The 24,894-nt window shown below is 60.0% G+C and carries 24 protein-coding genes; 7 read left to right on the plus strand and 17 right to left on the minus strand.

The window, feature by feature from the left end; genetic code table 11:
- Nucleotides 1–92: 92 nt before the first annotated feature.
- Nucleotides 93–842 carry a substrate-binding periplasmic protein gene (locus KGB03_RS06820; RefSeq protein ID WP_223526641.1) on the minus strand — a complete coding sequence of 250 codons (750 nt, stop codon included), beginning with the start codon at nt 840–842 and terminating at the stop codon, nt 93–95.
- Between the two features lie 143 nt (nt 843–985).
- On the opposite strand from KGB03_RS06820, the gene dnaX reads away from it, so the two are divergent.
- The 5 genes from dnaX to KGB03_RS06845 all read left to right on the plus strand — a co-directional run bounded on the left by dnaX (nt 986) and on the right by KGB03_RS06845 (nt 6,805).
- Nucleotides 986–3,070, plus strand: a complete 2,085-nt coding sequence (gene dnaX, locus KGB03_RS06825) for a DNA polymerase III subunit gamma/tau (RefSeq protein ID WP_223526642.1) — start codon at nt 986–988, stop codon at nt 3,068–3,070.
- 67 nt (nt 3,071–3,137) lie between these two features.
- Entirely contained in the window at nt 3,138–3,476 is a 339-nt protein-coding gene (locus tag KGB03_RS06830; RefSeq protein WP_008028561.1) for a YbaB/EbfC family nucleoid-associated protein, read from the plus strand.
- A 294-nt stretch (nt 3,477–3,770) separates the two neighbouring features.
- Complete coding sequence (locus tag KGB03_RS06835) at nt 3,771–4,805, plus strand: NADP-dependent oxidoreductase (protein ID WP_218537351.1); 1,035 nt, start codon at nt 3,771–3,773, stop codon at nt 4,803–4,805.
- A gap of 65 nt (nt 4,806–4,870) precedes the next feature.
- Nucleotides 4,871–5,473: a recombination mediator RecR gene (recR, locus tag KGB03_RS06840; RefSeq protein WP_111450615.1), complete on the plus strand. Its 603-nt coding sequence runs from the start codon at nt 4,871–4,873 to the stop codon at nt 5,471–5,473.
- Nucleotides 5,474–5,656: 183 nt separating this feature from the next.
- A complete protein-coding gene (locus tag KGB03_RS06845; RefSeq protein WP_223526643.1) occupies nt 5,657–6,805 on the plus strand; it encodes an acyl-CoA dehydrogenase family protein in 1,149 nt (382 codons plus the stop codon).
- Nucleotides 6,806–6,944: 139 nt separating this feature from the next.
- On the opposite strand, the gene KGB03_RS06850 is transcribed toward KGB03_RS06845, so the two are convergent.
- From KGB03_RS06850 to ccoG, 8 genes are all read right to left on the minus strand, one after another.
- Nucleotides 6,945–7,493 carry an adenine phosphoribosyltransferase gene (locus tag KGB03_RS06850; protein WP_111450613.1) on the minus strand — a complete coding sequence of 183 codons (549 nt, stop codon included), beginning with the start codon at nt 7,491–7,493 and terminating at the stop codon, nt 6,945–6,947.
- 79 nt (nt 7,494–7,572) lie between these two features.
- A complete protein-coding gene (gene fnr / locus KGB03_RS06855) occupies nt 7,573–8,307 on the minus strand; it encodes a fumarate/nitrate reduction transcriptional regulator Fnr (RefSeq protein WP_046047868.1) in 735 nt (244 codons plus the stop codon).
- A 131-nt stretch (nt 8,308–8,438) separates the two neighbouring features.
- Nucleotides 8,439–9,821 carry an oxygen-independent coproporphyrinogen III oxidase gene (hemN, locus tag KGB03_RS06860; protein ID WP_223526765.1) on the minus strand — a complete coding sequence of 461 codons (1,383 nt, stop codon included), beginning with the start codon at nt 9,819–9,821 and terminating at the stop codon, nt 8,439–8,441.
- 207 nt (nt 9,822–10,028) lie between these two features.
- Entirely contained in the window at nt 10,029–10,712 is a 684-nt protein-coding gene (locus KGB03_RS06865; protein WP_033055657.1) for a sulfite exporter TauE/SafE family protein, read from the minus strand.
- On the minus strand, nt 10,705–10,923 hold the full coding sequence (gene ccoS, locus KGB03_RS06870; protein WP_111450612.1) for a cbb3-type cytochrome oxidase assembly protein CcoS: 219 nt from the start codon (nt 10,921–10,923) through the stop codon (nt 10,705–10,707). Before ccoS ends, KGB03_RS06865 begins: the two co-directional genes overlap by 8 nt.
- A 22-nt stretch (nt 10,924–10,945) precedes the next feature.
- Nucleotides 10,946–13,396: a heavy metal translocating P-type ATPase gene (locus KGB03_RS06875; RefSeq protein ID WP_223526644.1), complete on the minus strand. Its 2,451-nt coding sequence runs from the start codon at nt 13,394–13,396 to the stop codon at nt 10,946–10,948.
- Nucleotides 13,397–13,586: 190 nt separating this feature from the next.
- Nucleotides 13,587–14,126 (minus strand): FixH family protein, encoded by a 540-nt coding sequence (locus KGB03_RS06880; RefSeq protein ID WP_218537354.1) that lies wholly within the window; start codon nt 14,124–14,126, stop codon nt 13,587–13,589.
- Between the two features lie 11 nt (nt 14,127–14,137).
- Nucleotides 14,138–15,553, minus strand: a complete 1,416-nt coding sequence (ccoG, locus tag KGB03_RS06885) for a cytochrome c oxidase accessory protein CcoG (protein ID WP_218537355.1) — start codon at nt 15,551–15,553, stop codon at nt 14,138–14,140.
- A 496-nt stretch (nt 15,554–16,049) separates the two neighbouring features.
- On the opposite strand from ccoG, the gene KGB03_RS06890 reads away from it, so the two are divergent.
- Nucleotides 16,050–17,063: a metallophosphoesterase family protein gene (locus KGB03_RS06890; protein WP_223526645.1), complete on the plus strand. Its 1,014-nt coding sequence runs from the start codon at nt 16,050–16,052 to the stop codon at nt 17,061–17,063.
- Between the two features lie 80 nt (nt 17,064–17,143).
- Here the strand turns inward: KGB03_RS06890 and ccoP (KGB03_RS06895) are convergent, their stop codons facing one another.
- The 8 genes from ccoP (KGB03_RS06895) to ccoN (KGB03_RS06930) all read right to left on the minus strand — a co-directional run bounded on the left by ccoP (KGB03_RS06895) (nt 17,144) and on the right by ccoN (KGB03_RS06930) (nt 24,064).
- Nucleotides 17,144–18,127, minus strand: coding sequence for a cytochrome-c oxidase, cbb3-type subunit III (gene ccoP, locus KGB03_RS06895; protein ID WP_223526646.1), 984 nt, complete (start codon nt 18,125–18,127; stop codon nt 17,144–17,146).
- The gene (locus tag KGB03_RS06900) at nt 18,124–18,309 is read right to left on the minus strand and encodes a CcoQ/FixQ family Cbb3-type cytochrome c oxidase assembly chaperone (RefSeq protein WP_003175465.1); all 186 of its coding nucleotides are present in this window, start codon (nt 18,307–18,309) and stop codon (nt 18,124–18,126) included. The genes ccoP (KGB03_RS06895) and KGB03_RS06900 overlap by 4 nt, the downstream gene beginning before the upstream one ends.
- 5 nt (nt 18,310–18,314) lie before the next feature.
- Nucleotides 18,315–18,923: a cytochrome-c oxidase, cbb3-type subunit II gene (gene ccoO / locus KGB03_RS06905; RefSeq protein WP_018925301.1), complete on the minus strand. Its 609-nt coding sequence runs from the start codon at nt 18,921–18,923 to the stop codon at nt 18,315–18,317.
- Nucleotides 18,923–20,365, minus strand: a complete 1,443-nt coding sequence (gene ccoN, locus KGB03_RS06910; RefSeq protein ID WP_123360008.1) for a cytochrome-c oxidase, cbb3-type subunit I — start codon at nt 20,363–20,365, stop codon at nt 18,923–18,925. Before ccoN (KGB03_RS06910) ends, ccoO (KGB03_RS06905) begins: the two co-directional genes overlap by 1 nt.
- A 483-nt stretch (nt 20,366–20,848) precedes the next feature.
- Nucleotides 20,849–21,802 carry a cytochrome-c oxidase, cbb3-type subunit III gene (gene ccoP / locus KGB03_RS06915; RefSeq protein ID WP_111450608.1) on the minus strand — a complete coding sequence of 318 codons (954 nt, stop codon included), beginning with the start codon at nt 21,800–21,802 and terminating at the stop codon, nt 20,849–20,851.
- Nucleotides 21,799–21,999: a cbb3-type cytochrome oxidase subunit 3 gene (locus KGB03_RS06920; RefSeq protein ID WP_165934007.1), complete on the minus strand. Its 201-nt coding sequence runs from the start codon at nt 21,997–21,999 to the stop codon at nt 21,799–21,801. Before KGB03_RS06920 ends, ccoP (KGB03_RS06915) begins: the two co-directional genes overlap by 4 nt.
- Nucleotides 22,000–22,020: 21 nt before the next feature.
- Nucleotides 22,021–22,629, minus strand: a complete 609-nt coding sequence (gene ccoO, locus KGB03_RS06925; protein ID WP_008157297.1) for a cytochrome-c oxidase, cbb3-type subunit II — start codon at nt 22,627–22,629, stop codon at nt 22,021–22,023.
- Nucleotides 22,630–22,639: 10 nt separating this feature from the next.
- On the minus strand, nt 22,640–24,064 hold the full coding sequence (ccoN, locus tag KGB03_RS06930) for a cytochrome-c oxidase, cbb3-type subunit I (protein ID WP_223526647.1): 1,425 nt from the start codon (nt 24,062–24,064) through the stop codon (nt 22,640–22,642).
- 109 nt (nt 24,065–24,173) lie between these two features.
- Here ccoN (KGB03_RS06930) and KGB03_RS06935 point away from each other — a divergent pair, with 109 nt between their 5' ends.
- The gene (locus KGB03_RS06935; RefSeq protein WP_223526648.1) at nt 24,174–24,851 is read left to right on the plus strand and encodes an alpha/beta family hydrolase; all 678 of its coding nucleotides are present in this window, start codon (nt 24,174–24,176) and stop codon (nt 24,849–24,851) included.
- The last annotated feature ends 43 nt before the right edge of the window (nt 24,852–24,894 follow it).

Raw genomic sequence — 24,894 nt, forward strand, 5'->3', positions numbered from 1 at the left:
GCGGTGTGTCATTCAGCATTGATTTTGATTGATACACCGCTTTCGCGAGCAAGCCCGCTCCCACAAGGGGACGTGTCTATCAGAAAGATCTATTAAGGTGTGCCGGGTTCCGAGCCGATATACAGTCGAATGATGTCGTCGATTTCCCCGGACATTTTCATTCGCACCAAGGTGCGCAAAATGCGCTGCACGGGCACCTTGGGATCGTTGCGCACATAACAACCGACACTCTGTTCCTGCAAAACCGCCACGCCTTGCAGTTGCTGGCCAGGCAGCAGGCGCTGATTGAACCAGTCCAGCGTCCATTGATTGCTTACGGCGTAGTGATAGCGTCCGGCCAGCAGTTTTTCCAGCACCTGCTCCTGATTGCGCGCATCTTCGCGATGCAGTCGGTCGGCCTCAAACAGCGGCTGCAAGGTCGGGTAGCTGTAGCCGAGTACCGTGCCGATGGGTTGTCGCGACAAGTCCGCAGGTATCACTGAGGTCAGCGGATTTGAACGGCTGATCAGCATGTCGCGCTGAAACCACAGTGGAATGCTCCAGATGTAGTCCCCGGACTGATTCGGCTGCCAGGACTGCGCGGCATAGCAGCGGATATCGACCTCGCCATGTTCCATGGCGTTTTGCACTCGAGTGCGAGGCAGCACGTGAAATTCGGCCGGCACGCCGACCTGGGTCGCGAGGCTGACCATCACGTCGTGCAGGATGCCTTGGGTGGGGCGGCCGCGGTCCAGTTGCACCATCGGCATCGCCCAACTGTCGGGTACCACGAAGCGCAATGGCGGCTCGGCGCCAGCGACATTCAGGCTGATCAACAGCAGTGCCCCCAAGGCCAGCCGCATAAACGCTCCGGTGCTGATAAAACCCGAGCCGATAAAAGCCCCCAAAGACCATCTTAGCCAGATTAGACGAGCGCACCGGATGCAATTTTGGTCTTGCTCCGATAGCATTAGCTGCTTCTGTTCCTTCGTTGCGACGGTTTTCGATGAGTTATCAGGTTCTTGCACGTAAATGGCGTCCGCGCTCGTTCCGCGAAATGGTCGGCCAGACCCATGTGCTCAAGGCTCTGATCAATGCCTTGGACAGCCAGCGGCTGCACCACGCCTATCTGTTTACCGGTACCCGCGGGGTCGGCAAGACCACCATCGCGCGGATCATCGCCAAGTGCCTGAACTGTGAAACAGGTATCACTTCAACGCCTTGCGGCGAGTGCTCGGTGTGCCGCGAGATCGATGAAGGTCGTTTTGTCGACCTGATCGAGATCGACGCCGCGAGCCGGACCAAGGTCGAAGACACCCGCGAACTGCTCGACAACGTGCAGTACGCGCCGAGCCGTGGGCGCTTCAAGGTCTACCTGATCGACGAAGTGCACATGCTCTCCAGCCATTCCTTCAATGCGCTGTTGAAAACCCTTGAAGAGCCGCCGCCCTACGTCAAGTTCATCCTGGCGACCACCGACCCGCAGAAACTTCCTGCAACGATTCTTTCGCGGTGCCTGCAGTTCTCTCTGAAGAACATGACGCCGGAGCGTGTGGTCGAGCATTTGACCCACGTGCTGGGTGTCGAGAACGTGCCGTTCGAAGACGACGCGCTGTGGCTACTGGGCCGTGCTGCCGACGGTTCGATGCGCGACGCCATGAGCCTGACCGACCAGGCGATTGCTTTCGGTGAAGGCAAAGTCATGGCTGCCGACGTGCGGGCGATGCTCGGCACGCTCGATCACGGTCAGGTCTACGACGTGCTGCATGCGCTGATCGAAGGCGACGCCAAGGCCTTGCTCGAAGCCGTCCGTCATTTGGCTGAACAAGGCCCGGACTGGAACGGTGTGCTCTCGGAAATTCTCAACGTGCTGCACCGTGTCGCCATCGCCCAGGCCCTGCCTGAAGGCGTCGACAACGGTCATGGCGACCGTGACCGGGTGCTGGCACTGGCCCAGGCCTTACCGGCCGAAGACGTGCAGTTCTATTACCAGATGGGCCTGATCGGTCGCCGCGACTTGCCGCTGGCGCCAGACCCGCGCGGTGGTTTCGAAATGGTCCTGCTGCGAATGCTCGCGTTCCGCCCGGCAGACACCACGGACGCGCCGAGGCAACCGCTAAAGACAGTGGGGATCAGCCAGGCCACAGTTGATTCCGCAAATTCAGTGGCTGCCGCGCCCGTTGTTGCGCCAGTAGTCGCTGCGGCAGTTGCACCCGTTGCGCCTGTGCCGGTTGCGACGGTGGTTGCTCCAGTACAAGCGCCCGAGCCTGAGCCGGTCGCGCCCGTCGTTGCGCCTGAGCCTGTCGTTGAAGCAACTCCGGTCGAAGTCGTCGTCGATCTGCCCTGGAACGATCCGATAGAGCCCGAAGTCGTTCAGCAACCTGCTGTCGAACCGGTGCTGGAAACTGCCAGCGAGCAACCCGAATTGGCGCCGATGCCTATGCCAACGCCAGACAGCGTGGTCCCTGATGCGCCGGAGTGGGCCGCTGCGCCGATTCCGGAGCCGTCGGTAGCCGACGTCGATGCCGCGACGCCGGGCATGGACCTGGACGACGAGCCGCCGCTGGACGAGGACTACATCGAGCCAGACATGGAGTCGGCCTACAGCTACCTCGACGAACTGGCCAGCGAGCACACCGCTGAGCCAGCACCGGAAGCCGAACCTGAACCGGCCGCCATGCCGGCCACCGGTTTGGCGGCGCAATGGCTGGAGTTGTTCCCGAAACTGCCGATCTCCGGCATGACCGGCAGCATCGCCGCCAACTGCACGCTGATCGCCGTCGAGGGTGACAATTGGCTGATGCACCTGGACCCGGCCCACAGCGCGTTGTTCAACGCGACTCAACAGCGTCGGCTGAACGATGCGTTGAACCAGTTTCACGGGCGTACGCTGACCCTGCGCATGGAGCTGATCAAGCCTGAGCAGGAAACCCCGGCCCAGGCTGCATCCCGTCGCCGTGCGAACCGTCAGCGCGAGGCCGAAGAGTCGATCCACGGTGATCCGTTCATCCAGCAAATGATGCAGCAGTTCGGTGCGGTGGTCCGTAACGATACTATTGAACCTGTCGAGACCCTGGTCACTCAGGGCTAATAACTGAAGGTGTTCGGCCGAAAGGGCCGGGCGCTGTATTTATCCAAGTACTTTTGAGGTGATTCCCATGATGAAAGGTGGCATGGCCGGCCTGATGAAGCAGGCACAGCAGATGCAGGAAAAAATGGCCAAGATGCAGGAAGAACTGGCCAACGCCGAAGTCACCGGTAAAGCCGGTGGCGATATGGTCACCGTGGTGATGACCGGTCGTCACGACGTCAAGCGCGTGACCATCGATCCAAGCCTGGTCGAAGGCTTGAGCGAAGACGACAAAGAGATGCTGGAGGCCGTGTTCGCCGCCGCCGTCAACGATGCCGTGCGCAAGATCGAAGCCAACAGCCAGGACAAAATGTCCGGCATGACCGCTGGCATGCAACTGCCACCGGGTATGAAACTGCCATTCTGATTCGCCAAAGCGCTTCGGATGGGCTACAAAAAAATGCCAGGCATCGCGCCTGGCATTTTTGTTTCTGGCTGATGGGAATGCGTCGCAGTGAGGCCGTCTTCGCGAGCAAGCCCGCTCCCACCTTTAACCGCATTTCCCTGGGAGAACTCGGTCGAATGTGGGAGCGGCGGTGCGACGATTCGACTTGCTCGCGAAGAAGTCGACTCGGTCCTGCTGAAGAAACATCGAACGCGCTATCGTCACAACGGTCTGCTCCCTATACCGCCAAATTCATCGATCAAAGGAGACGCTCACATGCCACAAGCATTGACCCTCAACCAACGTATCGTCCTGGCGTCCCGCCCGGCAGGCGCGCCGACGCCGGAGAATTTCCGCCTGGAGCGCGTTGCACTGCCGGACCTGGCCGACGGTCAGGTGCTGCTCAAGACCCTTTACCTGTCACTCGATCCCTACATGCGCGGACGCATGAGCGACGCGCCGTCCTACGCCGCACCGGTTGAGATCGGTGAGGTGATGACCGGTGGCGCTGTCAGCCGGGTCGAGCGCTCGCTGAATCCGAAGTTTCAGGAAGGTGATCTGGTGGTCGGTTCTACCGGTTGGCAGAGCCACAGCCTCAGCGATGGTCGCGACATCATTCCGGTACCGTCCGGGCTGCCGAGCCCGTCAATGGCGCTGGGCGTGTTGGGCATGCCCGGCATGACCGCGTATATGGGCCTGATGGATATCGGCCAGCCCAAGGCCGGCGAAACCCTGGTGGTGGCGGCTGCATCCGGCGCGGTGGGTTCGGTGGTCGGCCAGGTGGCGAAGATCAAGGGCTTGCGCGTGGTCGGCGTGGCTGGTGGCGTGGACAAGTGTCGTTACGTGGTCGATGAGTTGGGTTTTGATGCCTGCATCGACCACAAGAGCCCGAACTTCGCCGATGAATTGGCCAAGGCGTGCTCCGAAGGCATCGACATCTATTACGAAAACGTCGGCGGCAAGGTGTTCGATGCCGTGCTGCCGCTGCTCAATCCCAAGGCGCGAATTCCACTCTGCGGTCTGATCGCGTCCTACAACGCTCGCGAAGCACCGACCGGCCCGGATCGACTGCCGCAATTGCAGCGCACGCTGCTGACCAAGCGCGTGCGAATCCAGGGCTTTATCGTGTTCGACGACTACGGTGATCGTCAGCCGGAATTCGTCAGCGCCATGGCGCCGTGGGTGCGCGACGGCAAGGTGAAGTTCCGCGAAGACGTGGTCGATGGCCTGGAGCAGGCACCTGAAGCGTTCATCGGTCTGCTGGAAGGGCGCAACTTCGGCAAACTGGTTGTGCGGGTCGCCCAGGACTGAGTAATTGACGCTAAACAGAGGCGCGGGTATAAACCGCGTCTCGTTGTTTTGTCGGACTTTTCCCCATGAGCTTCAGCCCTTTGATTCGCCAACTGATCGACGCCCTGCGAATTTTGCCAGGTGTGGGTCAGAAAACTGCCCAACGCATGGCGTTGCAGCTGCTCGAGCGTGATCGCAGCGGCGGCTCACGATTGGCCTCGGCACTGAGCCAGGCCATGGAAGGGGTGGGCCATTGCCGGTTGTGCCGCACGCTGACCGAAGACGATCTCTGCCCGCAATGCGCCGATACCCGTCGCGACGACACCTTGCTCTGCGTGGTGGAAGGGCCGATGGACGTCTACGCGGTGGAGCAGACCGGCTTCCGTGGTCGCTACTTTGTGCTCAAGGGCCATCTGTCGCCACTCGACGGACTCGGGCCTGAGGCCATCGGTATTCCGCAACTGCTGGCGCGGATCGAAGAGGCGGGCACGTTCACTGAAGTCATTCTGGCGACCAACCCGACCGTGGAAGGTGAGGCGACAGCGCATTACATTGCCCAGTTGCTCAACAACAAAGGCCTGATCGCCTCGCGCATCGCCCACGGTGTGCCATTGGGGGGCGAGCTGGAATTGGTGGATGGCGGGACGCTGGCGCATTCGTTTGCCGGGCGTAAGCCGATCGTTTTGTAGTGTTTGAATTGACGCCTTCGCGAGCAAGCCCGCTCCCACATTGGATTTGTGGTGTTCACAAAACCCCTGTGGGAGCGGGCTTGCTCGCGAAGGGTGCGCTTCGGTCTCCCTGATTCACACAATCCTGTTGAAAACCAAGCAAGCGCTCGGTTAACTTCGCTGAACCTTCAGTGGAGCCCGCCGATGCCTGCCTTTCAGGAATACTTCGACCCCAGCCACCAAATGGTCCGCGACAGCGTCAGACGTTTCGTCGAACGCGAGATCTTGCCGGACATCGACCAGTGGGAAGAAGCCGAAAGCTTTCCCCGCGAGCTCTACCTCAAGGCCGGCGCGGCGGGGATTCTGGGGATCGGTTATCCCGAAGCCCTGGGTGGCAGCCATGAAGGTGATCTGTTCGCCAAGGTCGCCGCCAGCGAAGAACTGATGCGCTGCGGCTCCGGCGGTTTGGTGGCGGGGCTCGGCTCGCTGGACATCGGCCTGCCGCCGATCCTCAAGTGGGCCAAGCCGGAAATCCGCGATCGCGTTGTGCCTCAGGTACTCGCCGGCGAGAAAATCAGCGCCCTGGCCGTGACCGAGCCCAGTGGGGGCTCCGACGTTGCCAACCTGCAAACCCGCGCCGTGCGTGACGGCGACGTCTACCGGGTCAGCGGCAGCAAAACCTTCATCACCAGCGGCGTCCGCGCGGATTTCTACACCGTCGCGGTGCGCACCGGTGCGCCGGGTTTTGCTGGCATCAGCTTGCTGTTGATCGAGAAGGGCACGCCCGGTTTCACCGTTGGCCGTCAGTTGAAGAAAATGGGTTGGTGGGCGTCGGACACGGCCGAACTATTCTTCGACGATTGCCGGGTGCCGGCAGGAAATCTGATCGGTGCCGAAAACATGGGCTTCGCCTGCATCATGGGCAACTTCCAGAGCGAACGCCTGGCGCTGGCGCTAATGGCCAACATGACCGCGCAACTGGCGCTGGAAGAAAGCCTGAAATGGGCTCACCAGCGTGAAGCCTTCGGTAAACCCATCGGCAAGTTTCAGGTGCTCAAGCATCGCCTTGCCGAAATGGCCACGGCGCTGGAGGTGTCACGGGAATTCACTTACCGCCAGGCGGCGAAAATGGCGGCGGGGCAGAGTGTGATCAAAGAGATTTCCATGGCCAAGAATTTTGCTACCGACACGGCTGACCGGATTACTACGGATGCGGTGCAGATTTTGGGTGGCCTCGGTTACATGCGCGAGAGCCTGGTGGAGCGGCTGTATCGCGATAACCGGATTTTGTCGATCGGTGGGGGGACGCGGGAAGTGATGAACGAGATCATCAGTAAGCAGATGGGGCTTTGAGTTTTTGCGGTGTTGCGGCTGACGCCTTCGCGAGCAAGCCCGCTCCCACATAGGATCTCCTGCGTACACAAATCTTGTGTCTGACAGTGAGCCAATGTGGGAGCGGGCTTGCTCGCGATGACGCCAGCCCAGGCGCCGCCTATTTATCAGACAACGCAAACTGCGTCAGGCAAAACGTCGGAATCCCCATATCTTCCAGCCGCTGCGACCCGCCCAACTCCGGCAAATCAATGATCGCCGCCGCTTCATGAACCCGCGCGCCCATGCGTCGAACCAGGTTCGCCGCGGCAATCAGCGTCCCGCCCGTGGCGATCAGGTCATCGAACATCACCACCGAATCACCCTCGCACAGGCTGTCGGCGTGGACTTCGAGGAAGGCTTCGCCGTATTCGGTCGCATAACCCTCGGCCAGCACGTCGGCCGGCAGTTTGCCTTGCTTGCGGAACAGCACCAGCGGCTTGTTCAACTGATAGGCCAGGATCGAACCGATCAGAAAACCACGGGCGTCCATCGCGCCGATGTGGGTGAAGTCGGCCTCGACATAACGATGGGCGAAACTGTCCATCACCAGGCGCAGGGCCGTGGGCGACTGGAACAGTGGGGTAATGTCGCGAAAGATCACGCCCGGCTTGGGAAAGTCGATCACAGGGCGGATCAGGGATTTGATGTCGAAGGAGTCGAAGACCATCGTCGAGGTGTCCTGGCAGGCTGCAAACGACGCAGTATAACGGCGGCTGAACCGTTTCGCTCAGCCGCCATCGCCGAAATCAGCCGTCCAGCGAGCCGCCGGCCAGGGCGCAGAGCTGGATCGGGTCGAGGATATGGATTTCCTTGCCTTCAGCCGCAATCAGTTCGTTTTGCTGGAAGCGCGTGAACACCCGGGACACGGTTTCCACTGCCAGGCCCAGGTAATTGCCGATTTCGTTGCGCGACATGCTCAGGCGGAACTGGTTGGCCGAGAAACCCCGGGCGCGGAAACGGGCCGACAGGTTGACCAGGAACGTGGCGATGCGCTCGTCGGCGGTTTTCTTCGACAGCAGCAACATCATTTGCTGATCGTCGCGAATCTCGCGACTCATCACACGCATCAACTGACGGCGCAATTGCGGCAGTTGCAGCGCCAGTTCGTCGAGGCGTTCGAAAGGGATTTCACACACCGATGTGGTTTCCATGGCTTGCGCCGAGACCGGGTGTTTTTCGGTGTCCATGCCCGACAGGCCGACCAGTTCGCTCGGCAGGTGGAAGCCGGTGAGTTGTTCTTCGCCGCCATCGCTCAGGCTGAAGGTCTTGAGGGCACCAGACCGTACGGCATAAACAGAATCGAAGGTGTCGCCCTGGCGGAACAGGAATTCGCCCTTTTTCAGCGGGCGGCCACGTTTAACAATTTCGTCCAGCGCATCCATGTCTTCCAGATTCAAGGAAAGTGGCAAACAGAGAGGGGCCAGGCTGCAATCCTTGCAATGGGCCTGACTATGAGCGCGCAGCTTTACTGGCTCGGACATTTCTTCAATCCTTGTGGGAAAAAACACACATAAGCCGTAAGGGTAACCCACGGGAGGACATTCAGGCACGCGGCGATTTTGTCGCAGGGTCGTAAAGTCAGCGTTTCGCTGACCGGCCAGTGAGGTGATCGCTAGATCACCCGTGAAAACCGCTGGCGATTGTGCTGTTCCAGGTACGCGTCGAACACCATGCACACCGAGCGCACCAGCAATCGTCCGGCGGGCAATACGGTGATCCGTTGGTTATCCAGTTCGATCAGGCCATCTTCAGCCATTCCCTGCAACTGCGGCCAAAGTTCGCCGAAGTAACCCTGAAAGTCGATGTTGAAGGCGTGTTCGATCGCGGCAAACTCCAGGCTGAACGTGCAGATCAGTTGCTGGATGACCGCACGTCGCAGACGGTCATCGGCGTTGCACAGCAGGCCCCGGCTGGTGGCCAGCTGAGAGCTGGCCAGCGTGTTCTGGTACTGATTCAGGTCGCTGTTGTTCTGGCAATACAGATCGCCGATCTGGCTGATGGCTGACACGCCCAGGCCAATCAGGTCGCAATGACCGTGGGTGGTGTAGCCCTGGAAGTTGCGTTGCAGGGTCGATTCTTCCTGAGCAATCGCCAGTTCATCGTCGGGCAGCGCGAAGTGGTCCATGCCAATGTAGCGGTAGCCGGCCTTGGTCAACTGCTCGATGGTGCCCTGGAGCATTTCCAGTTTTTGCGCCGGTGTCGGCAGTTCGTCGCTGTTGATGCGCCGTTGCGACATGAAGCGTTCCGGCAGGTGCGCGTAGTTGAACACCGAGAGGCGGTCCGGTTGCAGGTTGATCACTTCATCAACCGTGCGGGCGAAACTCTCGGGTGTTTGCCTCGGCAAGCCATAGATCAGGTCAATGTTGATCGAGCGAAACTGCAGCGTGCGGGCAGCGTCGATCACCGCGCGGGTTTCTTCCAGGCTTTGCAGGCGATTGACTGCTCGTTGCACTGCCGGATCGAGGTCTTGCAGGCCGATACTGACCCGGTTGAAACCCAGTTCACGGAGCAGGCCCATGGTCGACCAGTCAGCTTCGCGAGGGTCGATTTCGATGCCGTAGTCGCCGGAATCGTCGTCCAGCAAGTTGAAGTTCTTGCGTAACTGGGCCATCAACTGGCGCAGTTCATCGTGACTGAGAAAGGTCGGAGTACCGCCGCCAAAGTGCAGTTGCTCGACTTTCTGTGCAGGATCGAGGTGGCAGGCGATCAGCTGGATTTCCTGCTCAAGGCGCTGCAAATAGGGCTGGGCCCGGCCGCGGTCCTTGGTGATGACTTTATTGCAGGCGCAGTAGTAGCAAATGTTCGCGCAGAACGGCACGTGCACATACAGCGATAACGGGCGCAGGGCTTTACGGCTGTCACGCAAGGCGTGGAACAGGTCGAACGTGCCGATCTGACCGTCGAATTGCACCGCGGTCGGGTAGGAGGTGTAGCGCGGTCCCGCCAGGTCGTAACGGCGGATCAGGTCGGTGTCCCAACGAATGGCGTCGAGCATCATGCGGGCATTCCCCCGGATAGGCTGGCAATGTCAGCGAGTCTAGGGGGCGCGGCGCTGGGGCATCTTGATTTGCGTCAACGGTCAGGATTTGTGTTGTCGGTGCGGGCCTCTTCGCGAGCAAGCCCGCTCCCACATTGGAACGCGGTCAACTGTGGGAGCGGCGGTGCGACGATTCGACTTGCTCGCGAAGGCAGCACCGCCGATCTAATGGCCCATGAGCCAATGCTGATGCGGCCCGGGCAAGGTCCAGATGCCGAACAGGATCACCAGTAATCCGCCCGTCATCCGCACGCTACGTTTGCGCAACAGCGCCGTGACCCGCTCAGCCGCCAACCCCGTGGCGAGCAAGACCGGCCAGGTGCCGAGCCCGAACGCAAGCATCAAAAGTGCACTGTCGAGCGCATTGCCCTGGCTCGCCGACCACAGCAGGGTGCTGTAAACCAACCCGCACGGCAGCCAGCCCCAGAGCGCGCCCAGCAGCAGCGCGCGCGGGACGCTCGACACCGGCAGCAATTTGTTGGCCACGGGCTGGATGTGCCGCCACAGGCCGCGACCGAGGCTTTCGATGCGGGTCAGGCCGCTCCACCAACCGGCGAGGTACAGGCCCATGGCGACCAACAGCAAACCGGCGATGACGCGCATGAACATCGCCGCCGGGCTGTTGGCCACCGCCCACCCGGCCAGACCGATCAGCAGGCCGGCCGTTGCATAGCTGAGAATCCGCCCCAGGTTGTAGGCCAGCAGCAGTCGAAAACGCCGGCTGCGTTGCTCCTTGGGAATTGCCAGGGTCAAGGCGCCCATCAAGCCGCCGCACATGCCCAGGCAATGACCGCCGCCGAGCAGACCGAGGATCACCGCAGACACCAGCAGCGGTGCCAACTCAAGCATGGGGTGGCGCCTTGTCGTCCGGTTTGACCGGATGACCGCTGGCTTCGTCGACCGCGGCCTTGTGGTTCGGGTCCTGGTCGTCAAACAGGATGCTGTGGGCCGGGCCGTCGAGGTCGTCGTACTGACCGCTGTCGACTGCCCAGAAAAAGATGTAAATGGCGATGGCCACGATCAGCAGCGCGGCCGGGATCATCACGTAGAGAGCTGGCATCTTGACTCCATGCCCGCGCGGCTCAGGCCGGCAGCGGACGGGTTTCTGGCGTGGCGCTGACCGCAGGTGTGTTGGGCATGCGAGTCAGGCGCAGGGCGTTCAGCACCACGGTCAACGAACTGATGGACATGCCGACCGCGGCCCATACCGGAGTGATCCAGCCGAGGGCGGCGAACGGCAACATGAGGCCATTGTACAGCCCGGCCCACAGCAGGTTCTCGATGATTACTCGGCGGGTGCGCCGCGCCAGGCTGAAGGCTTGGACCAGTGCGTCGAGGCGGTTCGACAGCAATACCGCGTCAGCACTGGTTTTCGCCAGATCGGTGGCCGACCCCATCGCCACACTGATGTCGGCGGCGGCCAGCACGGGCACGTCGTTGACCCCGTCACCGAGCATCAACACCTTGCGGCCTTCCTTGTGCAGCTGTTGCAAGACCTGCAATTTATCGTCCGGACGCAAGCCGCCTCGGGCTTCATCGATGCCCAGTTCCGCAGCGACACTGACGACCATCGGCGAGCTGTCACCGGACAGCAGCAATGTTCGCCAGCCGCGGGCCTTGCAGGCGGCGAGCAGGGCAGGTGCGTCGGCACGCAGACGGTCGTCGAGAACAAACCATGCCAATGGCCCCTGGCTGTTACCGAGCAGCAACCATTGGCCAGCTTCATCCGGCATCGATGGTACGGCAGCGCCACTGAGTTCACAGACAAAACCCGGTTGGCCGATGCGCAGGCGTTGTTCACCGACCAACCCTTCAAGTCCTAGCCCCGGCGTGCTGTGGACTTCTTCGGCGGCCAGCGGTGCCCGGCCAAACGCCCGGGCGATCGGATGTTCGGAACGGTTTTCCAGTGCAGCGGCGAAGCTCAGGCATTGATCGCTGTTGAGCGCGCCGAGCGGGCGAATCGAGCGCAAGGCCAGGCGACCTTCCGTCAACGTGCCGGTCTTGTCGAAAATCACCGTGTCGATCTGATTGAGGCCTTCCAGCACATGGCCGCGAGTCAGCAGCAAACCGAGTTTGTGCAGGGTCCCGGTGGCGGCGGTGAGGGCGGTCGGCGTGGCCAGGGACAAGGCGCACGGGCACGTTGCAACGAGCATCGCCAGCACAATCCAGAAGGCCCGTGCCGAATCCAGTTCCCACCAGATCAGGCCGATGACGGCTGCGGCAATCAGCGACAGCAGCAGGAACCATTGCGCGGCGCGATCAGCAATTTCCGCCAGTCGCGGCTTTTCGGCCTGGGCGCGGTCCAGCAGGCGGACGATGGCGGACAGTCGGGTGTCTTGACCCAGCGCCAGGACTTCCACGGTCAATGCACCTTCGACATTCAGGGTGCCGGCGGTGACGGCATCACCCGGCGTGCGCGGTTGCGGCAGGTATTCGCCGGTGAGCAGGGATTCGTCGATGCTCGACTGGCCGTCGAGGATCTTGCCGTCAGCCGGGAGAATCGCGCCGGGATGCACCAGCACCTGATCGCCCACGCGCAGTTCGCTGAGCAGGATCCGCTCGCTCTGGCCGTCGGCACTCAGGCGCAAGCACGAGGCGGGCAGCAGGTTTACAAGCTGTGCGGTGGCGGCGGCGGTGCGTTCGCGGGCGCGACGTTCCAGATAACGCCCGGCCAGCAGGAACAGCGCGAACATGCCGACCGCATCGAAATACAGTTCACCAACGCCGGTGATCGAGGTCCAGATCCCGGCGATGTAGGCGCTGCCAATGGCCAGCGACACCGAGACGTCCATGGTCAGGTGGCGGGTGCGCAAGTCGCGCATGGCGCCTTTGAAGAAGGGCGCGCAGCTGTAGAACACGATCGGGGTGGTGAGGAACAGCGCGACCCAACGCAAGATGGTGTGCAGTTCGGGGCTGAGGTCGATGTTGAATTCCGGCCAGGTGGCCATGGTCGCCATCATCGCCTGGAACCACAGTAGCCCGGCCACGCCGAGTTGGCGCAGGGCCAGGCGGTTTTCGCTGGCCAGTTGTTCGCTGGCGCGGTCGGCCTGATAGGGGTGCGCGGCGTAACCGATATGGCGCAATTCGCTGAGAACCTGGCTCAGCGGCAGTTGCGCATCGGCCCAACGCACCTGCAGGCGATGGTTGGACAGGTTCAGGCGCGCTTCGGCCACCGCTGGCAAGCCGCGCAGGTGTTTCTCGATCAGCCAGCCGCAGGCGGCGCAACTGATGCCTTCCATCAACAAGGTGGTTTCGGCGAGTTCACCTTCATGGCGGACGAAGGGGGCTTGCACGTCGGCGCGGTCGTACAGCGCCAGTTCGTCCACCAACTGCACAGGCAGCGCTTCGGGGTTGGCCGATGACTCGCTGCGATGCTGGTAATAGGTTTCCAGTCCGCCGGCCACGATGGCTTCGGCCACGGCCTGGCAACCCGGGCAGCAGAACTCGCGGGTTTCACCGAGGACGGCAGCGGTGAAGCGGCTGCCGGCCGGGACGGGCAGGGCGCAGTGGTAGCAGGTCAGTTGGGTGGTCATCTAAGTGGCCATGAAAACAATATTGTAAAAACCGGGCCAGGTTCTGTGGCGAGGGGATTTATCGGAATGCCGCACCACCCCGTTCGGCTGCGAAGCAGTCGTGAAACCTGTTAGCAAAAATATGACTGGAAGAGTGCAGGGGGCTGCTTCGCAGCCCAACGGGGATAAATCCCCTCGCCACATTGCGACTTTATTTTTTCAGGTCTTCGGCGCCCTGCAGCGGTTCATCACCCAGCAGCAGATCCTTGTCATGGCTGACCTGTTCCTCTTCGAACATGCGCCAGGTCTTGTCATCCTGTACGCCCAGCAGCTCTACAAAACGGCGTCCGTCGACTTTGTCGTTCAACTGGCCAATGTAGCGGCCCTGTTCGGTTTCGCTGCGTGTCAGGGTGATCTTGCGATCCTTCTCCGGCTGAGTCGGCGAGATCAGGTTCAGCTCCAGGGTTTTCGGTTGGCTGTTGCCGCTCAGGCGCAGGTCGACTTCACCGGTCACGTCGTCCAGATGAACGCTGGCGCGCAGCAGCAGGGTCTGCGCCAGCAGCTCACGGTCGAGGGAGCGGTTGATGCCTTTGCCGGCCTCGTAATAGTTGTCGTTGACCAGGTTGTCCGGGTTGTTCACCGCGATCGTCACCATAGACAAGGTCAGGGTCACGGAGCACGCCAGGATGGCGATGATGATCCACGGCCAAAGGTGCTTGTACCAGGGACTTGCGGCATTTGCTGCGGGCATGATCACTTCTCTCAACGAACTTGTGGGCCGATGAACCGGCTCTTGGCTTCAACGTGGATGCTGTCGTCGTCGGCATCCTTGAGGATGAATTTCACCTCGTTGGTGCTAGACGGCAGTTTTTCCGGTGCGATGGACAATTCAACCGGCTGGCTGAAAATCTCCCCGGCGGCAACTTTGATTTCGCGCTTGCCTTGCAGCTTGAGGTCCGGCAGGCCAGCGGCTTCGAGCACGTAGGTGTGGTCGCGTTGGTCTTTGTTCATGATCTTCAGGCTGTAGACGTTTTCGATCCGGCCTTCGGCGTTCTCGCGGTACAGCACGCGGTCCTTGCTGACGTCGAATCCGACCAATGAGCGCATGAAGAACGCGCCCGCCAGCAATCCCATCATTGTCAGCAGCACCAGCGCATAGCCGATCAGGCGCGGGCGCAGTTTATGGGTTTTTTGCCCCGACAGGTTGTGCTCGGTGGTGTAGCTGATCAGGCCGCGCGGGTAATCCATCTTGTCCATGATGCTGTCGCAGGCATCGATGCAGGCCGCACAGCCGATGCATTCGATTTGCAGGCCGTCGCGGATGTCGATACCGGTCGGGCAGACCTGGACGCACATGGTGCAGTCGATGCAGTCACCCAGGCCCATGGCCTTGTAGTCGGCGCCTTTCTTGCGCGGGCCACGGCCTTCACCACGACGCGGGTCGTAGGAAACGATCAGGGTGTCTTTATCGAACATCACGCTCTGGAAGCGTGCGTACGGACACATGTAAATGCACACCTGCTCGCGCAACCAGCCGGCATTGCCGTAGGTGGCGAGGGTGAAAAAGCCGACCCAGAAATACGACCAGCCGTCGGCTTCGCCGGTGAAGAAGTCGATGGTCAGCTCGCGGATCGGCGAGAAGTAACCGACGAAGGTCATGCCGGTCACAAAGCCGATCAACAGCCACATCGTGTGTTTGCTGAATTTGCGTAGGAATTTGTTGGCGCTCATCGGCGCTTTGTCGAGCTTGATGCGCTGGTTGCGGTCGCCTTCGGTGACCTTCTCGCACCACATGAAAATCCAGGTCCAGACACTTTGCGGGCAGGTATAGCCGCACCAGACCCGCCCGGCGTACACGGTAATGAAGAACAGGCCGAAGGCGCTGACGATCAGGATTCCCGAGAGCAGGATGAAGTCCTGCGGCCAAAAGGTTGCACCAAAGATGAAGAATTTGCGTTCCGGCAGGTTCCACCAGACGGCCTGATGGCCGCCCCAGCTCAGCCAGACCGTGCCGAAATACAGCAGAAACAGCCCGGCACCGCCCATCATCCGCAGGTTGCGGAACAGACCGGTGAAGGCGCGGGTGTAGATTTTTTCTCGAGAGGCGTAAAGGTCGACGCTGTTGTTTGCGTTCTTGGCAGGCGGTGTGACGTCGTGTACCGGAATCTGATTGCTCATCATTGCATCCCACGGCAGTGGAAAAATGCCCCGGTCAGTACATGCCGACCGCGGTCAAAAAGAGGTGTTGCAGTGGCGCAATGATACGCCTGTAGCTCTAGCTCGAGGGTGCGACCTTTGGTCGCGTTGGGGAAAAATCACGAATGGTGTAGCAGATGTAACAAAACGTGATGCAGGTCAATTGACTTGTGAAGTATGGACGGTTTTTCGCATCCTGCCTTCTACACACTGTCCGGCTGTTTCGGCTTGCCTGAGGGTAAGCTGGTGATTCGATGGCTGTTGGGAATCTGGTGTTTTAATCTTTTTATTATTATCTTCCGCGGCGCTTATATAGCCGAGCTTGAAAGGGTTTGTAGGTGTGTTAGTTGCTGGTTTGAAACATGGTTAATTAATTGTCGGGTGCTGGATGTTTGTGTGAGTTTGAAGTTTTCTATATGTTTGCAGTCGGATAGCTTGTCTATCGCTAAATTAATAATATTATCGGAAATGGAATTCTATGAACGTATCAACTTCAAGTGGACTTTTGGCGTGCCTGGCCTTTGCGGTTATGACGCCTTTTACACATGCAACAGCAGTATCTCCAGATGACATGGTGTTTACCTCTGATCCGCAATATCCGTGGACTGAGAAAACCGATGCCGGTGAAGCCCAGACCGACTCGGAGCGGGATTCGCGTTCCAAGTGGCTGATTGAAACTCAATACAATGATATTGCCAATTTCAGGCAGAACTTTGGCGGCGCCGCGCGAGTGCCGGTGATGATCAATGGTGATATCACTGCCTATGGTCATGGTTGGCAGCGTTCAGTGGTCAAGCCGATTCTGGACAGCAAGTTGCTCGGTCAGTATGACTATGGGTTGGGTAATCACGACTATGAAAATAATATTGATGACTGTCTTTTTAACACTTGTGCCGCAGGGAGTGTTGAAGACTTTTTGGCTCGCTATACCGGTCAAGAGGGCAGGGCTGACAGTATTGATATTCAACTCGTGGAGGACGGCACCGTAAAGAAACGTGTTGATGGTAGTCTGGCTTATTCCAAGAACTTTGGAGATGTTCATTTGGTGCAGCTGAATAATGAGCCTACTTACTCGGTCAGTTTTACCGCTTATGACTGGCTTGTGCCGAAGGGCTATTACCTGACGGACGCACTTGATTGGTTGGAAAAGGATTTGAAGGGCGCACGTGAAAAAGGCCAGATCATAATCCTGAATATGCATAAACCCAGGTGGGGTGGCAGTGACGAGCAATTGAGTCGCTTCAGAAAGATGATCAAGGATTACAAGGTGACCGCGGTGTTTGCCGGGCACTACCACTGGTTTCATGGCCAATACACAAGCGCCTCCAGCGAGTTTGGCGACGTGCCAGTGTTTCTGAGCGGGGCGGCTTCGCAGCAAACGTACCTGATTGCGAGCTTCACCAAGGAAAGGGACAAGTTGATGGTCTACCGCGTGACGGGCAACAACTGGCCTAGCCGAAAGCTTGAGGCAACTATTCCGGTCAAGCGTTAAGTCGAACCGGTCGTGAAATGAAAACGGCCCCGTCAATTCTCATTGGCGGGGCCGTTTAGTGTTGCAGTCAGGCGTTTGCCTTACTGGGCGTCCGCCACTGGCGCTTTCTCACCGTGAGAGAGGCTGTAGACGTAAGCGGCCAGCAGGTGAACCTTGTCGTTGCCTTGCAGCTGTTCTTGCGCAGGCATCTGGCCCTGACGGCCGTATCGGATGGTCTGCTGCAGTTGAGCGAAGCTCGAACCGTAGATGAACGCGCCCGGGTGGGTCAGGTCAGGTGCGCCCATGGCTGGCGTACCTTTGCCTTCCGGACCGTGGCACGCCACGCAGTTGGCAGCGAACAGTTTCTGCCCGGCAACCGGGTCAGCCTTGGCGCCTTCCGGCAACTTGCGGCCATCGAGGCTGGTCAGTACGAACGCAGCAACGTTCGCAACGCCTTGCTCGCCGATCACTTCAGCCCAGGCCGGCATGACCGCGTGACGACCGCCCATGATGGTGGTCTTGATGGTTTGCGCTTCGCCGCCCCAGCGCCAGTCGGCGTCGGTCAGGTTAGGGAAACCGTAGGCGCCCTTGGCATCGGAACCGTGGCAGACCGAGCAGTTGGAGGCGAACAGGCGGCCACCCATCTTCAGGGCTTGCGGGTCCTTGGCGACTTCCTCAATCGGCATGGAAGCGAACTTGGCGAAGATCGGGCCGAACTTGGCGTCCGACTTGGCCATTTCCTTTTCCCACTCGTGAACGCCGGTCCAGCCGCTCTGGCCGTTGGCGAACGCGGTCTGCTTCTCGTTATCGAGGTAGTTGTACCCCGGCAGCAGGCCTTTCCAGTTACCCAGGCCCGGGTACAGTACCAGGTAGCCCAGGGCGAAGATGATGGTGCCCACGAACAGCATGAACCACCATTTTGGCAGTGGGTTGTCATACTCCTCGATCCCGTCGAAGGAGTGGCCAACCGTTTCTTCGGTGGCTTCGCTGCGCTGGCCCTTGCGGGTGGACAGCAGCAGCCAGGTCAGGGCGAAGATCGTGCCGAGACTGAGGACTGTGACGTACAGACTCCAGAACGTAGTCATTCTTTGTTACTCCTAGAAGCTTGCTCGACGTGCTTGATGGCTTCGGGATCATCCGCGAAAGGCAGCAAGGTCGCGTCTTCAAACTCCGACTTGCGCTTGGGGCTGAATACCCACAACGCCAGACCGATGAAGGCCACCATCACAACAACGGTGCCCAGGCCACGAATCATCCCGATATCCATCTAAATCACCGTTTGCTTTTGATGATGGTGCCCAGGCCTTGCAGATAGGCCACCAGCGCGTCCATTTCGGTTTTGCCCTTCACAGCATCCTTGGCGCCGGCGATGTCTTCGTCGGTGTAAGGGACGCCGAGCGTGCGCAAGACTTCCATTTTCTTGGCGGTGTCTTTGCCGTCGAGCTTGTTTTCCACGAGGAACGGGTAGGCCGGCATTTTCGACTCAGGCACGACGTTGCGCGGGTTGTACAAATGCGCACGCTGCCAGTCATCGGAGTAACGACCGCCAACACGGGCCAGGTCCGGACCGGTACGCTTGGAACCCCACAGGAACGGGTGGTCCCAGACGCTTTCACCGGCGACCGAGTAGTGGCCGTAACGTTCGGTTTCGGCACGGAACGGGCGGATCATCTGCGAGTGGCAGCCGACACAACCGTTGGCGATGTAGATGTCGCGGCCTTCCAGTTCAAGGGCGGTGCGAGGCTTCATGCCTTCGACCGGCTTGTTGGTGACGTCCTGGAAAAACAGCGGAACGATCTGGGTCAGGCCGCCGATGCTGACGGCGATAACCATGAAGAAGGCCAGCAGGCCAATATTCTTCTCGACTGCTTCATGCTTCATCAGTGAGCTCCAACTACAGCAATCTGTTCAGCAGCTTTGGCTTCAGCCGGGTTCGAGGCACGTACGGTACGCCATACGTTGTAGGCCATGAACAGCATGCCGCTGGCGAAGAACGCACCGCCCAGGGCGCGAACGATGAAACCAGGATGGCTGGCTTGCAGCGCTTCGACGAACGAATAGGTGAGGGTGCCGTCGTCGTTGATTGCACGCCACATCAGACCCTGGGTGATGCCGTTGACCCACATCGAAGCGATGTACAGAACGGTACCGATGGTCGCGAGCCAGAAGTGCGTGTTGATCAGGCCGATGCTGTGCATCTGCGCACGACCGAACAGTTTCGGGATCATGTGGTAGATGGCGCCGATCGAGATCATCGCTACCCAGCCCAAGGCACCGGCGTGTACGTGGCCGATGGTCCAGTCGGTGTAGTGAGACAGCGAGTTGACGGTCTTGATGGCCATCATCGGGCCTTCGAAGGTCGACATGCCGTAGAAGGCCAGCGACACAACGAGGAAGCGCAGGATCGGGTCGGTGCGCAGCTTATGCCAGGCGCCCGACAGGGTCATCATGCCGTTGATCATGCCGCCCCAGCTGGGTGCCAGCAGGATGATCGACATTGCCATGCCCAGGGACTGAGCCCAGTCCGGCAGCGCGGTGTAGTGCAGGTGGTGCGGACCGGCCCAGATGTACAGGGTGATCAGCGCCCAGAAGTGCACGATCGACAGACGATAGGAGTAGATCGGACGCTCGGCCTGCTTCGGAACGAAGTAGTACATCATCCCCAGGAAGCCGGTGGTCAGGAAGAAACCCACCGCGTTGTGGCCGTACCACCACTGGATCATCGCATCAGTCGCACCGGCGTAGGCCGAGTAGGACTTGAAGAAACTGACCGGCAGGGAAGCGTGGTTGACGATGTGCAGCATCGCCGTCACAACGATGAAGGCACCGTAGAACCAGTTACCCACATAGATGTGCTTGGTTTTGCGCTTGGTGATGGTGCCGAAGAACACCAGACCGTAAGTAACCCAGACGATGGCCAGCAGAATAGCCAGGGGCCATTCCAGTTCCGCGTATTCCTTGGTCGTGGTGTAACCCAGCGGCAAGGTAACGATCGCGCCGACGATCACCGCTTGCCAACCCCAGAAGGTGAAGGCGGCGAGGCTGTCGGAAATCAGTCGCGTTTGGCAGGTTCGCTGCACGACGTAATAAGAAGTGGCAAACAGTGCACAACCACCGAAGGCGAAAATCACCAGGTTGGTGTGCAACGGGCGTAAGCGTCCAAAAGTCGTCCACGGCAGACCGAAGTTCAATTCCGGCCATACAAGCTGTGAGGCGATGAAGACACCAAGCCCCATGCCAAGGATCCCCCAGACCACCGTCATGATGGCGAACTGGCGGACTACCTTATAGTTATAAGCAGTCGGACTGATTGCTGTGCTCATTCTAAGGTTCCACGGTTTGGGTGTTTTATTAGGAGTAAAAATCGGCCGCAAGTATGGAGAAAGCGGGGGGTCATTGCAACGCGCCATGACCTGGGTCAATGCTTTCAAAAGCTGATTCTGCGGCCTTTCCATGCGCCGCGTAAGGACAAAATTGCCCAAGGGCAAAATGTCGCAGCAGACGAAAATGGTGAGGGGGTCAGGTCGGATGTAACGGGGTGTGTTCAAACACAACGATCGGGTGACAGATGGCAATTGGCACGACAGCCGGTATCTACCAGCCTTTGCGGCCTGTCATCGAGCAGATTCGTCGAACACATCGGGTCGGGTCGACCTGGAACCGGCTCATGCCAGTCCGCATCGGGGGAAGCTTAGACCCGAATCTGATGAACCGAAAGGAGGACAAACGGAGGGGTGCGACACTTGGTCGCAAAGGGGCAGGGAACTGCCGCATCCGGGAGAATGCGGCAGCAGAGCGGTCGAGATTTATTCGTGTTTGCCTTCAGCCTGCAAACGCTCTGTATTCAGGCCGTGTGACAGGCTGTACACATAAGCGGCCAGCAATTGCACCTTATCGTTGCCGAGCATTTCGTTCTGCGCCGGCATATGGCCCTGGCGGCCATGACGAATAGTCTGTTGCAGCTGCGCCAGGCTTGTGCCGTAGATAAAACCGGCCGGTTGCGTCAGATTCGGCGCGCCCATGGCTTCAGTCCCATGGCCGTTTGCCCCATGACAGGCTACGCACATCGTGCTGAACGCTTGCTGTCCGGCGTGCAGGTCGGCACCGCTGTCGTCAGGCACCGGCAGACCGGCCAGGTCATGGCGCACATAAGCCGCGACGTTCTTCACGCCGGCATCACCCAGGATTTCACCCCAGGCCGGCATTGCGGCCATGCGACCACCCATGATCGTGGTTTTGATCGTGTCGGCGTTGCCTCCCCAGCGCCAGCTGGTGTCCGCCAGGTTCGGAAAGCCAAAGGCGCCCTTGGCATCCGAGCCGTGGCAGACCGCGCAATTGGAGGCAAACAGGCGACCGCCCATTTTCAACGCTAGCGGGTCCGTGGCCACTTCTTCCACGGGCATCGCCGCGAATTTGGCGAAGATCGGCCCGAACTTCGCATCGGCCTTGTTCATCTCCTTTTCCCACTCGTGGACGCCGGTCCAGCCGTCCTCGTAACCCGGCAGGATGCCTTTCCAGTTGCCCAGGCCCGGGTAAAGCACCAGATAGCCCACGGCGAACACCAGCGTGCCGGCGAACAGCATGAACCACCACTGCGGCAGCGGGTTGTCGTACTCCTCGATGCCGTCGAAGCTGTGGCCCATGGTCTGGTCGACGCTGCCCTTGGTTTCGCCCTTGCGGGTGCCGATCAGCAGCCAGGTCAGGCCGATCAGGCTGCCGATGGTCAGTACGCAGATCCACGTACTCCAGAAGGTGGTCATGGCCGGGTACTCCTTGTTTCAGGTTCTTGGGTGGCGTCATCGGGCAGCGGTTCATCGGCGAACGGCAGCAAACGCGCTTCGGCGAATTGCGAATTACGCTTGCTGTTGAACACCCACAGCGTCAGGCCGACGAAGGCCACGAACACCACGACCGTGCCCAGGCCGCGGATCATTCCACTGCTCATTACGCTTACGATTTCAAAGGGCATGGACATGGCTCACCTCTTGCTCTTGATGGATGTGCCGAGCACTTGCAGGTAAGCGACCAGCGCGTCCATTTCGGTCTTGCCCTTGAGCGAAGCCACTGAGCCGGCGATGTCGTCATCGGTATACGGCACGCCGAGGGTGCGCATCGCCTTGATCTTGGTTTCGGTGTGGCTGCTGTCGAGTTGATTGGCCACCAGCCACGGATAGCCGGGCATTTTCGATTCCGGCACCACGTTGCGCGGGTTGTACAAGTGCGCGCGGTGCCAGTCTTCGGAGTAGCGACCGCCGACCCGGGCCAGGTCCGGACCGGTACGTTTCGAGCCCCACAGGAACGGGTGATCCCAGACGCTTTCACCGGCCACCGAGTAGTGGCCGTAGCGTTCGGTCTCGGCGCGGAACGGACGGATCATCTGCGAATGGCAACCGACGCAGCCTTCGCGGATGTAGATGTCGCGACCTTCCAGTTGCAGCGCGGTGTAGGGCTTCATGCCTTCCACCGGTTTATTGGTCACGTCCTGGAAGAACAGCGGGACGATCTGGGTCAGACCGCCGATGCTCACGGCCAACACCATCAGCAACATCAGCAGGCCGACGTTTTTCTCGATTGTTTCGTGTTTCATGGCGGCCTCCTCAGGCGATCTGCGCGGCAGCGGCGGCTTCGGCAGGCTGCGAGGCCCGCACGGTGCGCCAGGTGTTGTAGGCCATCAGCAACATGCCGCTGAAGAAGATCGCACCACCTACCAGGCGCACGACGAAGCCTGGGTGGCTGGCCACCAGGGTTTCGACGAAGGAGTAGGTCAGCGTGCCGTCTTCATTGACAGCGCGCCACATGAGGCCCTGGGCGATGCCGTTGACCCACATCGAAGCGATGTACAGCACGGTGCCGATGGTGGCGAGCCAGAAGTGCGCGTTGATCAGCCCGATGCTGTGCATCTGCGTGCGACCGAAGATTTTCGGGATCATGTGGTACAGCGCGCCGATGGAGATCATCGCGACCCAACCGAGGGCGCCGGCGTGAACGTGGCCGATGGTCCAGTCGGTGTAGTGGGAGAGGGCGTTGACCGTCTTGATGGCCATCATCGGCCCTTCGAAGGTCGACATGCCGTAGAACGCCAGCGAGACCACGAGGAAGCGCAGGATCGGGTCGCTGCGCAACTTATGCCAGGCGCCCGAGAGCGTCATCATCCCGTTGATCATCCCGCCCCAGCTCGGCGCCAGCAGGATCAGCGACATCACCATGCCCAGCGACTGTGCCCAGTCCGGCAGCGCGGTGTAGTGCAAATGGTGCGGGCCGGCCCAGATGTACAGAGTGATCAGCGCCCAGAAGTGCACGATCGACAAGCGATAGGAATACACCGGACGCTCGGCCTGTTTCGGCACGAAGTAGTACATCATCCCGAGGAAACCGGCGGTGAGGAAAAAGCCTACGGCGTTGTGGCCGTACCACCACTGAACCATGGCATCGGTCGCACCGGCGTACACCGAGTAGGACTTGGTGAAACTCACCGGCAGTTCAAGGTTGTTGACGATGTGCAGAATCGCCACGGTGATGATGAACGCACCGAAGAACCAGTTGCCGACGTAGATGTGCTTGGTCTTGCGCTTGGCCAGCGTGCCGAAGAACACCACGGCGTAGGCGACCCAGACGATGGTGATCAGGATGTCGATCGGCCATTCCAGTTCGGCGTATTCCTTGGAACTGGTGTAACCCAGCGGCAGGCTGATAGCGGCCAGCAGAATCACGACTTGCCAGCCCCAGAAGCAGAACGCGGCGATTTTCGGCGCAAACAGTCGGGTCTGGCAGGTGCGTTGTACCGAATAGAACGAACTGGCGAACAGGGCGCAACCGCCAAAGGCGAAGATTACTGCGTTGGTGTGCAACGGGCGCAGGCGTCCGAAGCTGGTCCACGGCAGATTGAAGTTGAGTTCAGGCCAGACCAATTGAGCCGCGAGAAAAACCCCGAGCCCCATACCGACGATGCCCCACACCACCGTCATAATGGCGAATTGGCGGACCACCTTGTAGTTGTAGGCGGTACTGATAGAAGTGTTCATGGTTCCCCATCCACGGTTCAGCCGAAGTGAAGGCCTGCCTTTGCGAGTAAGCCGCACGGCAGACGCTCCCTTCGCCTGGAGTTATAGGCAGACTAAAAGCGAGGCAAGCATGGACAAAGAGCACAAGGCCAGTATTGACGGGGATCAATGGGCGCGGTGTGTGCGGGAGCATGGATGGTTGTGGAATGCGGCCACGACGCCGGCATCGGCGACGCTGATTCTCGCTCACGGTGCCGGTGCGCCAATGGACAGTGGCTGGATGAGCGACATGGCTGGGCGCCTTGCTGCATCTGGGATCAATGTGCTGCGCTTCGAGTTTCCCTACATGGCGCAACGGCGTGTTGATGGCGGTAAACGCCCACCCAATCCGGCCCCCAAATTGCTGGAATGCTGGCGTGAGGTCTATGCCCTGGTGCGACGCCATGTCGCTGGTCGTCTGGCCATTGGTGGCAAATCCATGGGCGGGCGGATGGCGAGTTTGTTGGCGGATGAACTAGAGGCCGATGCGTTGGTATGCCTCGGATATCCGTTTTATGCGGTGGGGAAACCGGAGAAGCCTCGGGTTGAGCATTTGGCCGGGCTCAAGACACCGACGCTGATTGTTCAGGGCGAGCGGGATGCATTGGGCAATCGCGAGGCCGTCGAGGCTTACACGTTGGCACCGAGTATCGAGGTGTTCTGGCTGGCGGCGGGGGATCATGATTTGAAGCCGTTGAAGGCTTCGGGGTTTACCCATGAGCAGCATTTGGCGGCTGCGGCGAACAAGGTGGCTGAGTTTCTTCTCTGATATTTGTGGTGCCTGGAAGGGCCTCTTCGCGGGCAAGCCCGCT

This window comes from Pseudomonas sp. BF-B-26, assembly GCF_019956495.1.
GTDB lineage: Bacteria > Pseudomonadota > Gammaproteobacteria > Pseudomonadales > Pseudomonadaceae > Aquipseudomonas.